Genomic DNA, 13,376 nt, shown 5'->3' on the forward strand with positions numbered 1-13,376 from the left:
GGGCGAAATCATTCAGTGCCATTGGCTGGGCGAGACGGATTATCCGCTGACCGGACGCGACGCGAGTGATCAATTCGCGACCGCGGTCGCCACTCGGCTGCCGGTTCGAACCGTCGTGCGTGACGAGATATATCGGCTGGAGCGATTGTCGGCGCGCTGACCTCAAGACGGAGCTGCCGTAAAACCATTTTTGCAATCGCGATCTGCCGTGGCAGATCGGAAGGGCGCAACGGCGCGCCCCGACGCAACGCCGGGCTGTCATTCGATATTCGTTGCCAGGCATCCGCAAACGGGACGCCGGGCTGGGTAAGCAACTTCATCGCGGCGTTCGATACTTGCCATCCGCGCGGCAGATCCGGCCGCTTCGGGCGCTCGGCGATCAGGCGTCGAAGACGACCGCGGTAGATCGCCCGCCGCGTCGCTTGCAGGGCCGGTTCGAGGTCTTCGTCGCAGGGGGCATTGGTCTCCGCGTGGCGCAGCCGCATCGTATCGGCCGCTCCGCCCTGGGCACGGCCGTCGAGCCGGCATGATGTCAACACCGATACAGCCATCGAATGGCGCACCTTGAAGCCGAAGTGCTCGAGCGCGGCCGTCAGCGCGACGTCTTCGCCCACCGGGCGCGGCGGCAATCCGCCCACCGCCTCGTAAGCGGCGAGCGTCAGCGCCAGGCTCGCGCCGGACGACACCCGATGGTTTGGCCAAGGGTCGTGCGGCCGCGGGTCGCAGCGCGCGTCGATCTCCGCGAGGAGTCGGAGGTAGGTATCTTCAAGCCGGCCGCGCGCGAGAAACGCATCGCCGAGACTGACGATTTCGAACGGCTCGGCGTCGATGTAGCCCGCCACGCAATCGACGCCGCTCTGCAGTTCCCGCATCGTCGCGGCGAACCAGGTGGGCGCAACGCAGCTATCGGCGTCGGTGGTGAGAATTACGCCGTCGAACGCACCCCGTTCGTTCAGCCGCGCGGCAGCCAGATCCATCGCGTGCTTGCGTGCGGCCCCAGCGGAGCGCTGCCCGGGCGGCAACTGCGCCTCGATGACGAGGATGGGATGCGGCACGGAAGCCGCGAAGGTTCGCACGACGTCTGGGGTGGCATCGGTGCAATTATTGGCGAAGACCAGGATCTCGAACGCGCCGGCGCGGATCGGGGCGCCGACTTCGTCACGCTGCATGGCCAGCGCCGAAAGACAGCGATGAATTCGTTGAGCTTCATCGTGGGCGGGAATAGCAACGACGGCGCTACCGCGAGCCGCAAGTCGGTCAGCCTTCATCGTCGTCTCACTCACTGATACTCTCTCGCTTGTGAACCGCGTGTGTTGAAATCGTCGATTGTTCTCAAAGTGACAATGCGCGATTCCGTTCCTTCCGCTCGCGGAGCAGCGCGATCAGCGGGGGCTTGGCGCTTTCAACACGATCCAAGCCGGCGCGTGATCGCTGGCGCCTTCGCGCGCCCTGACGGCGCGATCGACGCCGGCGGCAAAAAGGCGTGACGCAAGCTCGGGACTCACCAGCAGATGGTCGAGCCGCAGCCCGTCATCCCGCTCGAAGCGGTTCCGCCAATAGGTCCAGAAGGTGTAGACGCGCTGGTCGGGGTGCAAAGCACGGACCGCGTCGGTCCAGCCCTGGCCGAGCAGCTTGGCATACGCGCGGCGGCTCTCGGGTTGGATCAGGGCGTCCTCGTTCCAGGACTTGGTCGGGTAGATGTCCAACGCCGTCGGCGCGACGTTGAAATCGCCGGCGATGACCACCGGCGCACCGGAAGCGAGCAGCTTTCCGGCATGCCGATTGAGCCGCTTCATCCAAGATATCTTGTCGTCGAATTTCGGACCCGGCTGCGGGTTGCCGTTCGGCGCGTAGACGCACCCGACCAAGATGCCGCCGATCGCCGCTTCGATGTAGCGCGCTTGCTGGTCGTCGGCGTCGCCGGGTAGTTTGGTTTGGGTCACGATCAGCGACCGCTTCCGTGCGAGAATCGCCACGCCGTTCCAGGTCTTCTGCCCTACCCAGGCGGCGTTGTAGCCGGCGTCGTGCAGCGCCTGCTCGGGAAATTTGCGCTGCTCGGCCTTGAGCTCCTGCAGACAGACGATGTCGGGTTTGGCAGCGCGGAGCCATTGCAGCAGGTTCGGCAGCCGCTTGTTGACGTTGTTGATATTGAAGGTCGCGATCTTGACGCGGCCGACGCTGGAGCTGCGCGAGCCCGACGGCGCCACGTTTAGATCAGGTTGCGATCGGGTTGGTTCCCGACCCTAGCCGTCGTTCCGAACATCGATGGCTCGTTCTCCGTTTACAGGTACGTCGCGTAACTAGCTGGACGGCGTGTTGTTCCGCGTTGAACCGATGACTACCGGATCGACGACAATCAGCTCCCCGACAAGGCGTCGTAGAAAAGATCCGTCTTGTCTTTCAAGCGATCGCCGGGATCGCTACGATGATCGTGATGTGAGGTCGATCATGGACTGTCAAGCAGCCCGTTGCGTCGGGATGCTGCATCAGTGCAGGATTTCAAGGAGACCGTTGGCGAGGATTGTTCTTCCCTGCTCGTTGACTGCAGAAAACCGCAACTGGCCATTGGCTTGGATTTCGTTCGGTCGGATCGTCATGGTGCGGCCCGCGACGAGCGGAGCACGGAATTGTGCGGACAGGCGACCAAGGCGCCCCAAATCGGACGCGTCGACTGAGCGACAAATCTCTCGTGCGGCCAATGCCCAGGTTAGGGTGCCATGAACAATGATGTCGTCGAGGCCAACGGCTCTGGCAACGGCAGTTTCGGTGTGAATCGGATTCCAGATGCGAGCGCACTCGGAATAGATATGGGGCAGTGTTCGTTCCAATTGCAGCGCAGGCAGCGAGACTTGCGCAAGGCCGGAAGCCGACTCATCGGCGAGGTCGGACGGCAACTCTCCGAGCGGAGCGTCCGCGAAATCGACGCCACGCAGAATGGCCCCGGAGTACGACGTGATCAGACGATCGCCCGTCTCGTCATCGGTATGCCGAAAACTGGTGAGAACATAAGCGCCCGCGCTGGTCCGTCCGATGTATTCCACCCGGCTATCGGTCCGAACGCGCATGCCCAGTTTCAGGGGGCGCTCAAATCGAGAGTCCTGGAGCGCATGGACCGAGCCTCGCTGTTCGTCGGCGCGTAGTCCGAGCGAGCTGACGCCGCGCTCCATGTCGGAGAGTGTCCACTCCAAACAGACACAGAAGGTCGGAGGAATGATCAGCGTCGAAGGCCGGCTGTCGTCCAGGTAAGATTCGGACGACAGTCCCAGCGCCGATGCATAAGCAAGCACCCATCGCGGCGTGATCACGTTGGTCGCCGAGCGCGTTGCTCCCAAGGCATTCCGGTCAATCGGCAAGTCGATCTCCTTGTGATGACGCCGGCACGTTCGCGGTGCCCGCGCGAGGGCGAGCGTGGAGTGCCGGGCAATGATGTCCCGTGGCAAACAACTCAGCGGACCGATTCACTCAGCTTTTGCCGGTCGATCTTCCCGATCGGGGTGAGAGAAAATTCCTTGAGGACCCGGATGTCCCGCGGGACCTTGTAGGCCGCGAGGCCATCGACGCAGAATTGCTCGATGGCCGTGGTGTCGCGAACGGTGCCGTCCTTGAGCTTGACGAAGAGGACTCCGACCTCGCCCATCACATCGTGCGGCTTGGGAAGACATGCGGCAAACTCCACCGCATCATGCCGGCCGACGTAATCCTCGATCTCACGCGGATAGACGTTATAGCCGCCGGTGATGAACATCAGCTTCTTCCGGTCGACCAGCGTCAGATAGCGCCTCTCGTCGAGAACGCCGATGTCGCCGCTGTAGTACCACCCGTTTTTGTCGAGAGCCTCGTTTGTGGAGGCTTCATCGCCGAAATATCCCTTGAAGCAGCAATCGCCGCGGAGGGCGACCTCACCGCGCGCACCTATTGGGACTTCCTTCTTGTCGTCGTCGACGATCTTCAATTCGAACTCGGGCGCGATCTTTCCGACCGTAAACGAAATCGTATCGGGGTCGTCGTTCGCGTCGGTGTAGGTGACGAAGCCGCCCAGCTCCGTCATGCCGTAACCGGTAAAGACCTGGGGGACCTTCTCCATCATCTTCGCCATGACGGCGGGTGGCGTGGTCGCCCCCGCGACCGTCATCGTGCGCAGCGAGGACAGGTCGTATTGCTCGAAGTTCGGCAGATTGAACTCCTTGATGTACATCGCCGGGACCTGGTGCAGGAACGTGACGCGGTGCCGGGCAACGACGTCGAGCGCGTGCTGCGGATCGAAGCGCTCGATCAGCACCATCGATGATCCGAGCAGGAACGACGGGACAACGAGTTCCGTCGCTGCGCCGACATGGTTGAGGGGCATATGGACCAGAAGCCGATCGTCCGCCTTCATCTGGAAACAGCGAATTTGAACGGCCAGGTTCACAATCAGGTTGCGATGCGTCAGGACGACGGCTTTGGGCACGCCCGTCGATCCGGACGTGAAGACGAACAGGGCTGCGTCGTCCGGATCGATCTCGGCAATCCGTTGGGCGAGCCAATGCCGCTGCTCGCTTGTCGGAGTTTCGGCGATCGCGTCGAACAACAATCCTTGTTGCGGCTGATCGGTGTGAAGCTTGACCACTCGGCATCCGCCGCCATCCGCCAGGACTTCGGCAATTTCGTCGCAGACTGGACGGTCGCCATCCCGTTCGACGACGAAGAGTATCTTGGGAGACGTCCGTGCAACAAGTTGGGAGACTTCCTGACCCTTGTAAAGGGCGTTGACGCCGACGAGCACTGCCCCGAGCTTCACGCAGGCCATATAGATGAGAATGTACTCGGGCCTGACGGTGCACATCACACCGACACGGTCGCCGCGTTCAATACCCTGTCGGTGCAGCCAGACGGCAATGCGATCGGATTGCTCGTCGGCGTCCATCCAGCTGAGTGAGCGCGCTCCATTGCGCTCATCGAAAATGATCGCGGTCGCGTCTCTTGCCCGCTGGGCCGTTGTCTTGATCGCGCGCCCGAGAGTCGTGTCGTATTGATCCCAGATCATTGCTTCGCGGCCTTTCCCGTTATCATTTCGCAACGCGATAGGCTGAGCGGCTGGAATGCGGTGTCGCCGGGAATGGTCTGCAGAATGTCGTAATAGTCCCAGGGCTGCTTGATGTCGGCCGGTTTGCGAACGCGGGCGAGCAGCAAATCGTGGACCAGTAGCCCATCCTCGCGGATATAGCCGCCGCGCGCAAAGAAATCGTCGATCCGGCCCTTTTTCATCTGGGCGACGATGCCCTTTCCGTCGGTCCAGTCGGCCTCGAGCGCTGATTTGAGGTAGTGGCGCAGGCCCGAGTAATCGGCAGCCTGGTAGACCGTCGGCATCCGCTTGAATTTGTCGTAGAAGGGCTTCGAAAAACCGCGGCTGCCGTCATCGTAGTTCCAGTAGAATCCCTCGACCAGATTCATCCCCTGCGCATTTTCAACGCCCATCGAGTTCACGTCGGAAATGAACAAAGCGAGAGCTGCAAGCTTTTGCGAACCGCCCCCAACACCGAATTCTTTCGCCTGCTTGATCATACTGACGATATCCGACCCGCCGCTACCGAGGGCGATGACATCAGCGTTGGACGCCTGGGCCTGCAGGAGATAGGAGGAGAAATCGCTGGAATTGAGCGGGTGGCGGATGCCGCCCTTCACCGTGCCGCCGGCGGCCTTGATGAAGTTTTCGGAATCCCGTTGCATGGAGATGCCGAACGCGTAATCGGCGACGATGAAGTACCAGGACTTGACCCCCTGCTGCGAGAGCGCCTGCACTGCGCCGTTCGACAGCGCGTATGTGTCGAGGCCGTAGTGAATGCTGTTTGGGCTGCAGGATTCGTTGGTCAGGCGGGTCGACAGCGCTCCGGTCACCAGCGCGGTCTTGTTGTAGGTTTTGGCCATCTCGACCACGGCGAGGGCGACCGCTGATCCGGCCGCGTTGACGATGACGTCGACGCCGTCTTCGCTGAACCATTTCCGCGCGATCGAGCTCGCGATGTCGGCTTTGTTCTGGTGATCGGCGACCACGAGCTTGATCGGTTTGCCGCTGACGTTTCCGCCGGAATCCGCAATCGCGCGCTCGACCGAGAAGACGGTTCCGCTCCCTGACATGTCGGCGAAGGTGCCGCTCATGTCGGTGAGGACGCCGACCTTCACGGCGCCGCTGTCGCCGAATGCGAATTGCGGAGCCATTGCGCCGAAAAGGCTCACAATTGCCGCCGCCACTAACCCTCGTCTCATGTCTTCCTCCGTGTTTTGCGGAAAGACATGCACTTGCAAACGGCGCGCGTCAATAAAAATGACTGGTGACTCATGGATCACGTTTGCCGATTGCGCCCTGCCCATCGGATGTTACAGAGCGGCAGGAGCGAAAAGATGGGCAAACGTGCTGAAAACTCGGCCGCGATCAAAGAGCGTCTTTACGTCGCCGCAGCGGAAATCGTGGCGCAAGTCGGCTTTGCGGGCGCTTCAGTTGCGCGGATCACCGACAAGGCCGGGATCGCGCAGGGCACATTCTACAATTACTTCGAAACCCGCGAGGCCATCTTTGAAGAACTCGTGCCTATCTTTGGAAAGAAGCTGCGTGGGCATATCCGATCGCGGGTCGGCGACACGTTCGATTTCTATGAGCGCGAACGCATCGCCTTCGATGCCTTCTTCGAGTTTCTTCATGGCAACCGCTTCTTCGCACGCGTCCTGAATGAAGCGGAGATCTTCACCCCGGCTCCCCATCACGACTACTTCGAGAGCATTCTGAAGGGCTATCGCGCCGAACTGGCGCGCGCATCCCGGGAGGGGCAGATCCGCAAGCTTTCGGCGAGCGAAGTGGAGGTCATATCGCTGATGCTGATGTCGGCGCGGACCTATTTCGCGCTGCATTATTCCAAGCAGATTCACGAGTCGCGGAAGGTCAGCAGCACGGTGACCAATACGTATATGGACGTTGTCCGCCGGGCTCTCAGCCCATAAGCACGCCCACGACTTCGCCTGCCACTGGCGAGCGCTTCAAAGGACGTCAGGTCCGTGTCGGCTGGATGCCCAGGGTCGCGATGTCGCGGAGGATCAACACGACACGCGAAAGCTGCGGACCGCGCTCGCCAAAGGCGACACCGTCGGGACGGGCCTGATCCGACGTTCTGCGCCTCAGACGTCCTGCGGCGCCCACGGCTTGGCGTCGGCGGCGTTCTGCGCCGTGCCGATCGCCTTGTCGGACACCGGCGCTTCGCCGATCACTGCGGCGAGTGCGCGCAGCGCTTCCGGCACGCCGGCGCCGGTGACGCCGGAGATCAGAAGGGGGGTCTTCTTGGCGGCGCGTTTCAGCCGGTCCTTCTGCTTCTTGAGTTCGTCCGGCTCGACGGCGTCGATCTTGTTCAGCGCGACGATCTCGATCTTGTCGGTCAGCGTGTCGGCATAGGCCTCGAGCTCGCCGCGCACCGTCTTGTACGCCTTGCCGGCGTGCTCGCAGGTGGCGTCAATCAGATGCAGCAACACCCGGCAGCGCTCGACATGGCCGAGGAAGCGGTCGCCGAGGCCGGCGCCTTCATGGGCGCCCTCGATCAGTCCGGGGATGTCGGCCAGCACGAATTCGCGGCCGTCCGAATTCACCACGCCGAGCTGCGGATGCAGGGTGGTGAACGGATAGTCGGCGATCTTCGGCTTTGCCGCGCTGACCTTCGACAGGAACGTCGACTTGCCTGCGTTCGGCAAGCCGACCAAGCCGGCGTCGGCGATCAGCTTCAGCCGCAGCCAGATCCAGCGCTCCTCGCCGGGCAGGCCGGGATTGGCGTGGCGCGGCGCCCGATTAGTCGAGGACTTGAAATGCGCGTTGCCGAAGCCGCCATTGCCGCCCTCGGCCAGCACGAACCGCTCGCCGACCTTGGTGAAGTCGTGGAGCAGCGTCTCTTTGTCTTCATCGATGATCTGGGTGCCGACCGGCACCTTGAGCACGATGTCCTTGCCGTTGGCGCCGTGGCGGTCGCTGCCCATGCCATTGACGCCCTTCTGGGCCTTGAAGTGCTGCTGGTAGCGGTAATCGATCAGGGTGTTGAGGCCATCGGCGGCCTCGACCACGACGTCGCCGCCACGGCCGCCATTGCCGCCATTGGGTCCGCCGAACTCGATGAACTTCTCGCGGCGGAACGCCACGCAACCGTTCCCGCCGTCGCCGGAGCGGATGTAAACCTTAGCTTCATCGAGGAATTTCATGGGGCCATCCGTATCGCACGGGGAGGGGGCGCGGCAACACTTCGATCGCCGTATGAGGCCGCGATGCCACGATATGACGCTGCATCCGTCCGGCCATCGGCCTTGCGCCGGCGCGAACCGCCGGGTCATAAGCGGCCTCGCCAACGCGCTGTCCGGTCCGCAAGGGTGCCTTCGTTATATGGGGTTGTTCCGTAAAATCTCCACCGGGCCCGACGAACACGGCGCGCGGGCCGCCGGCATTGCCCTGATGCTGCTGGCGATGCTGGCGTTTTCGTTCGGAGACGCGGTCGGCAAGAAAGTGGTGGCGACCTATCCGGTCGGCCAACTGCTGCTGCTGCGGGCGTTCGCCGGCCTGGTGGTCCTCGCGCCGCTGATCTGGCGGCAGCGTGCGGCGTTCACGCGGCTGGAGCGGCCGGGGCTGCAATTGGTGCGGGTGCTGATCTCGGCATTCGAGGTCGCGGCGTTCTTCCTCGCCACGGTGTATCTGCCGCTCGCCGACGTCATCACGTTCTATCTGGCCTCGGCGCTGTTCGTCTCGGTGGGCGCCGCGGTGTTTCTCGGCGAGAAGATCGACCGTCCACAAATGATCGCGATCCTGATCGGCTTTCTCGGCGTGCTGATCGCGCTGCAGCCGTCGCCGCAGACCATGAGCTGGCCGGCGCTGATCGCGATCCTGGCCAGCATCCTGTTCGCGGCGCTGATGCTGATCACGCGGTTTCTTCGGCAGACGCCGGAGATCGCGCTGGCGTCGCAGCAATTCGTCGGCACCGCGCTGCTCGGCTCGGCGCTGATGGCGCCGTCGGGCTGGATCACGCCGGCCCCGGCCGACTGGATCTGGTTTGCGCTGGCGGGGGTCGCCTCGGCGGCGGGGCTGTTGTGCGTCAACCGCTCGCTGCGGCTCGCGCCCGCGAGCGTGGTCGTTCCGTATCAATATACGATGATCGGCTTTGCCGCCGCGTTCGGCTGGCTGTTTTTCGGCGAGTTGCCGACGCTGTCGACGCTGATCGGCGTGGTCGTCATCATCGGCGCGGGGCTGTTTCTGGCGCTGCGCGAACGCAAGGCAGGAAACGCACCGCCGCAGATCAACGAGCGCTCCTAATCGGCGAGCGTCAGTTTGAGGCCGACGAAACGCGCGCTGAGGTCGCGCGCGCGTTCGCGACGTTCTTCGGCGAGCAGGCGCCGTTCGAGCGCTTCGAACGCCTCGATGTCCCGGCGGAATTGGTCGCGAACGTCGCTCGCGACGATCGTCAGTTCGGCATGGTCGGACATGGTGACCTCCTTTCGGGTCTGACATTTCCATACAGCGAACTGATTAAAGCCGGGTGCCGCCGCGTTCCTGCAAAGCCGAAACTGATCGTGACGTTAAACGTCTACGAACGCGCGAGCGGGTCGTCGCGGCGTCATATTCCGAAGCGTCGATCGAGATCGATGAAGCGGAAGCTCAACTGCTCGGCGCGCTCCCGGTGCTCCTCGGCGCGGACCGCGCGTTCGGACTTTTCGAACGCGTCGGCGTCCTGCTTGATTTCTTCGGCGAGGTCGCGGGCCAGAACGGCCTGGATGTAACGATGGGCAAGCATGTCGAACTCCCTGTTTGGAGCCTCGTGCTAAGCGATCGCGGCTGGGCTGCGTACTCGGGAAGACCCCAGCGTCCGCTGTTCTGGTTAAGCATTGCTAGCGCGAATAACACGACTTGCAGCGATCGATCCCAGAACCTCGAAACGACAACGGCCGGGACGAGCCCGGCCGTTGCTACTTTATCGTTTCGAGCGCGAGCGCGTCAGCGGCTGCGTCTGGTCGTGCCCCAGCTTTTCAGCGACGACCACACGCCGCGCGTCAGCCGGAAGCAGTCGACCGGAGTCGACGAACTGATCGCCTCCATCCGGTGCAGCTCGACGCCGGTCCACTGGAAGCCGCACTTCTCCAGCACGTTGCGCGACGCCGGATTGATCACGCGTGCGGCGGAGACCATCTGGTTGATCGCATATTCCTCGAAGGTGAAGTCGATCACTGCCCGCGCCGCCTCGGTGGCGTAGCCTCGGCCCCAGTGCTGGACGCCGAGCCAGTAGCCGATCTCCGGCGCGTCGCGGTTGCTCCAATCGACGCCGACGATGCCGACCGGCACGAAATCCTCAGCCTCGATCAGGAACACGGTCTCGTGGCCGTGCGCCAGCGACCCGACAAAGCGGGCAGCGTCGTCGCGGGTGTAGGGAAACGGCATGCGGCGGGTCATCTCCACCACACGGCGGTCGTTCGCAAGCGAGGCGATGGCCGCTACGTCCGCGAGAACCGGTTTGCGCAGCGTCAGCCGCCCGGTCTCGAGGACGCAAGCCCTCGCCTCGCGCAACGAGGGCGTGATGGTCGGGATTTCCTGCAACATGGCGGGCTCCTGAATGCGCTTCGAAAAAAATCACGCAAAACGAAAAGGGGAGGCCGGATAATCCCGCCTCCCCTGGAGCCCTTTTTGTGCTCCGCCGGTTTGACAGGACCGGCGGACACAATATTCAGTCCACCGTCTATTCAGCCGCCTCTGCCGCAATCGGAAGTACCGATACGAAGGTGCGGCCGTTGGCTTTGGCGCGGAATTCGACGCGGCCTTCCACCTTGGCGAACAAGGTGTGATCCGTGCCCATGCCGACGTTGAGGCCGGGGTGCCAGGTGGTGCCGCGCTGACGCGCGATGATGTTGCCGGGAATCACGTATTCGCCGCCATAGGCCTTGATCCCGAGGCGCTTGCCCGCAGAATCACGCCCGTTTCGCGATGAACCGCCCGCTTTTTTATGAGCCATGGCTCGTCTCCAAAATTCCGAGTGATCTCTAGACCGATTCCGTCAGGGAATCATCTCACTTTTTATCTCGTGGCCTGCGGCTTACTCGGCCGCGTCCGCCGCGGGAGCCGGTTCAGCCTTGACGCGCTTCGGTCGCGGGCCGACCGAGGGCTTCTTGCCGTCGGCGAGGATCTCGGTGATCCGCAGCACCGTGATTTCGTCGCGGTAGCCGCGCTTGCGCTTCGAATTCTTGCGCCGGCGCTTCTTGAACGAGATCACCTTCGGGCCGCGCTTGTGGTCCAGCACTTCGGCTGCGACGCTGGCGCCGGCAACCGTGGGCAGGCCGAGCTGCGGCGTATCGCCGCCGAGCATCAGAACCTCGCCGAGCTGCACGATCGTGCCGACCTCGCCTTCGATCTTGCCTACTTCGAGCACATCATCCGGAACGACTCGGTACTGCCGGCCGCCGGTCTTGATGACTGCGAACATCGTTTTCATCCTTCGTGTTCGATCCCAGCCTCGGAGTGAACCGGGCCGGCTTCTTGTTCAGTCTTTGCGGGTTGCGGCCTGAAAGGCCGCCTCAATCTGCGCGAATGGCTTCGCCCTCTACGGGGCTTCGGCTCCAGCCGCACAAAGCAATTCGGCGCGGGACCTGCCCACGCCGGGTTCGGGACTTATAGACGCGGACCGCTTCAAGTCAAGACGAAAGCGGCAAAAGCCGAGTCCGCACAAGGGGAAGCGGCTGCCCAAGAGACGGCGCGGCGCGGTGCAACCAACCGGTTCCCCGATCGTTGTCACCGGGTTTTCACACCAGGGGACATGACCGATGGCCGAGGATACGCTGACCACCCACGCCGGCATCGCCGTTCACGGCGCCGAGCGACTGCCGTCCGTCGACGTCGATAGCTACAATATCGAGCTCAAGGACGATGACGGATTTCTCGGCGACCGCGCCAGCAAGGGCGCATTCCAGCGCATCCTCGACGCCTCCCGCAAGCCGCTGCGCAAGAACGGCGAAGATCCGCTGGGCAAGAAGGCGACCGAGGAAATCTCCAAGGGGACGCTCGATGATATTCTGAAAGGCGACGACGTCGGTGCGGCTGCGCTGGTGCACGGTGCGATCGAGGAATTCGCCCAGGAATTGGCCTTCGTCACCCGCCGCTTCCTCAAGACCAAGGCCTGGGCCGACACCGAATGCATCGTGGTCGGCGGCGGCTTTCGCCAGAGCCGGGTCGGCGAGCTGGCGATCGCGCGCACCGACATCCTGCTCAAATCCGAGGGGCTGAAGGTCGATCTGGTGCCGATCCGGTTCGATCCGGACGAAGCCGGGCTGATCGGCTGCCTGCATCTGGCGCCGTCGTGGATTTTCGAAGGCCACGACAGCATTCTGGCGGTCGATATCGGCGGCTCGAACATCCGCTGCGGCGTGGTCGAGACCTTCTGGAAGAAGGCGCCGGATCTGTCGAAGGCTTCGGTCTGGAAAGTCGAGCTGTGGCGGCACGCCGAGGACGAGCCGACCCGCGAAGGCGCGGTGAAGCGGCTGACCAAGATGCTCAAGGACCTGATCGCAGACGCCGAGAAGGAGGGCTTCAAGCTTGCGCCGTTCATCGGGATTTCCTGCCCGGGCGTGATCAATGCCGACGGCTCGATCGAGAAGGGCGCCCAGAATCTGCCGGGCAATTGGGAAAGCAGCAAATTCCACCTGCCGCGCAGCCTGATCGAGGGCATCCCGATGATCGGCGACCACGACACTGCGATCTTGATGCACAATGACGGCGTCGCCCAGGGGCTGAGCGAAGTGCCGTTCATGCAGGAGTTCGACCGCTGGGGCGTGCTGACGATCGGCACCGGCCTCGGCAACGCCCGCTTCACCAACCGGAAAACTAAGGAGAAGGCCAAAAAGGACAAGGCCAAGGACGACAAGCCCAAGGAGAAGGAAAAGGAGAAGGAAAAGGAGCGCAAGGAGAAGGCGTAAGGCCAGAGCAGGATGACTTGTCTTCGAATCGTCATCCCGCTCTAGGTTGTTGTTTAAGCATGATCTTTTCCGAAGACCGGTGTCCACTTTTCGGGATCATGCTCAAGCCGCTCCCGCCATGGGCGCGCCCGCGCTGTATTCAGTCCCGGGCCGCCGTGCCAGGTCCCGCCAGGCCGCGTCGGACCTGCCGGGCGCGGGCCGGTCGCGCTTTTCCCGGCTTGTCTATCCGGCGCGCCTCCCCTAGAACATCGCCGACCGCGCGGGCAGAATCGCCCGCGTTGCGCCGCGGAGAGGTGGCAGAGTGGTCGAATGCACCGCACTCGAAATGCGGCATAGGTGCAAGCCTATCGGGGGTTCGAATCCCTCCCTCTCCGCCAGTTGCTTCGAGCGAGCCGAAAACCCCGCAAAATAGGCCTTTTCTGCAG

At 63.0% G+C, this 13,376-nt stretch carries 14 protein-coding genes and 1 tRNA gene; 4 read left to right on the top strand and 11 right to left on the bottom strand.

The window, feature by feature from the left end; genetic code table 11:
* Window positions 1–8: 8 nt before the first annotated feature.
* The 5 genes from BMY71_RS19405 to BMY71_RS19425 all read right to left on the bottom strand — a co-directional run bounded on the left by BMY71_RS19405 (window position 9) and on the right by BMY71_RS19425 (window position 6,351).
* The gene (locus BMY71_RS19405; protein ID WP_244526113.1) at window positions 9–1,283 is read right to left on the bottom strand and encodes a glycosyltransferase family 2 protein; all 1,275 of its coding nucleotides are present in this window, start codon (window positions 1,281–1,283) and stop codon (window positions 9–11) included.
* A 99-nt stretch (window positions 1,284–1,382) separates the two neighbouring features.
* Complete coding sequence (locus tag BMY71_RS19410; protein WP_011501004.1) at window positions 1,383–2,207, bottom strand: exodeoxyribonuclease III; 825 nt, start codon at window positions 2,205–2,207, stop codon at window positions 1,383–1,385.
* Window positions 2,208–2,486: 279 nt separating this feature from the next.
* Entirely contained in the window at window positions 2,487–3,353 is an 867-nt protein-coding gene (locus BMY71_RS19415) for an FAS1-like dehydratase domain-containing protein (protein WP_139202687.1), read from the bottom strand.
* A 92-nt stretch (window positions 3,354–3,445) separates the two neighbouring features.
* The gene (locus BMY71_RS19420) at window positions 3,446–5,026 is read right to left on the bottom strand and encodes a class I adenylate-forming enzyme family protein (protein ID WP_092685815.1); all 1,581 of its coding nucleotides are present in this window, start codon (window positions 5,024–5,026) and stop codon (window positions 3,446–3,448) included.
* Window positions 5,023–6,351, bottom strand: coding sequence for an ABC transporter substrate-binding protein (locus tag BMY71_RS19425; RefSeq protein ID WP_244526114.1), 1,329 nt, complete (start codon window positions 6,349–6,351; stop codon window positions 5,023–5,025). The genes BMY71_RS19420 and BMY71_RS19425 overlap by 4 nt, the downstream gene beginning before the upstream one ends.
* A gap of 30 nt (window positions 6,352–6,381) precedes the next feature.
* Between BMY71_RS19425 and BMY71_RS19430 the strand changes: the two genes are divergently transcribed.
* Window positions 6,382–6,975 carry a TetR/AcrR family transcriptional regulator gene (locus tag BMY71_RS19430; protein WP_011501008.1) on the top strand — a complete coding sequence of 198 codons (594 nt, stop codon included), beginning with the start codon at window positions 6,382–6,384 and terminating at the stop codon, window positions 6,973–6,975.
* Window positions 6,976–7,149: 174 nt separating this feature from the next.
* Here BMY71_RS19430 and obgE read toward each other — a convergent pair whose 3' ends face one another.
* Window positions 7,150–8,211 carry a GTPase ObgE gene (obgE, locus tag BMY71_RS19435; protein ID WP_011501009.1) on the bottom strand — a complete coding sequence of 354 codons (1,062 nt, stop codon included), beginning with the start codon at window positions 8,209–8,211 and terminating at the stop codon, window positions 7,150–7,152.
* A gap of 178 nt (window positions 8,212–8,389) precedes the next feature.
* Between obgE and BMY71_RS19440 the strand changes: the two genes are divergently transcribed.
* Window positions 8,390–9,310, top strand: a complete 921-nt coding sequence (locus BMY71_RS19440; protein WP_092685869.1) for a DMT family transporter — start codon at window positions 8,390–8,392, stop codon at window positions 9,308–9,310.
* Here BMY71_RS19440 and BMY71_RS25010 read toward each other — a convergent pair.
* The 5 genes from BMY71_RS25010 to rplU all read right to left on the bottom strand — a co-directional run bounded on the left by BMY71_RS25010 (window position 9,307) and on the right by rplU (window position 11,465).
* Window positions 9,307–9,480 carry a hypothetical protein gene (locus BMY71_RS25010; RefSeq protein ID WP_175557727.1) on the bottom strand — a complete coding sequence of 58 codons (174 nt, stop codon included), beginning with the start codon at window positions 9,478–9,480 and terminating at the stop codon, window positions 9,307–9,309. The genes BMY71_RS19440 and BMY71_RS25010 overlap by 4 nt on opposite strands.
* A gap of 131 nt (window positions 9,481–9,611) precedes the next feature.
* A complete protein-coding gene (locus BMY71_RS25015; RefSeq protein WP_011501011.1) occupies window positions 9,612–9,788 on the bottom strand; it encodes a hypothetical protein in 177 nt (58 codons plus the stop codon).
* Between the two features lie 200 nt (window positions 9,789–9,988).
* A complete protein-coding gene (locus tag BMY71_RS19445) occupies window positions 9,989–10,588 on the bottom strand; it encodes a GNAT family N-acetyltransferase (RefSeq protein WP_092685817.1) in 600 nt (199 codons plus the stop codon).
* Window positions 10,589–10,724: 136 nt separating this feature from the next.
* Window positions 10,725–10,997, bottom strand: a complete 273-nt coding sequence (gene rpmA, locus BMY71_RS19450; protein WP_011501013.1) for a 50S ribosomal protein L27 — start codon at window positions 10,995–10,997, stop codon at window positions 10,725–10,727.
* Between the two features lie 81 nt (window positions 10,998–11,078).
* On the bottom strand, window positions 11,079–11,465 hold the full coding sequence (gene rplU / locus BMY71_RS19455; protein WP_092685870.1) for a 50S ribosomal protein L21: 387 nt from the start codon (window positions 11,463–11,465) through the stop codon (window positions 11,079–11,081).
* A 337-nt stretch (window positions 11,466–11,802) separates the two neighbouring features.
* On the opposite strand from rplU, the gene BMY71_RS19460 reads away from it, so the two are divergent.
* Together BMY71_RS19460 and BMY71_RS19465 are read left to right on the top strand one after the other, a co-directional pair.
* Complete coding sequence (locus BMY71_RS19460; protein WP_092685818.1) at window positions 11,803–12,951, top strand: ROK family protein; 1,149 nt, start codon at window positions 11,803–11,805, stop codon at window positions 12,949–12,951.
* 287 nt (window positions 12,952–13,238) lie between these two features.
* A tRNA-Ser gene (locus BMY71_RS19465) sits at window positions 13,239–13,328 on the top strand.
* Window positions 13,329–13,376: the final 48 nt, after the last annotated feature.

This window comes from Rhodopseudomonas pseudopalustris (genome assembly GCF_900110435.1).
GTDB lineage: Bacteria > Pseudomonadota > Alphaproteobacteria > Rhizobiales > Xanthobacteraceae > Rhodopseudomonas > Rhodopseudomonas pseudopalustris.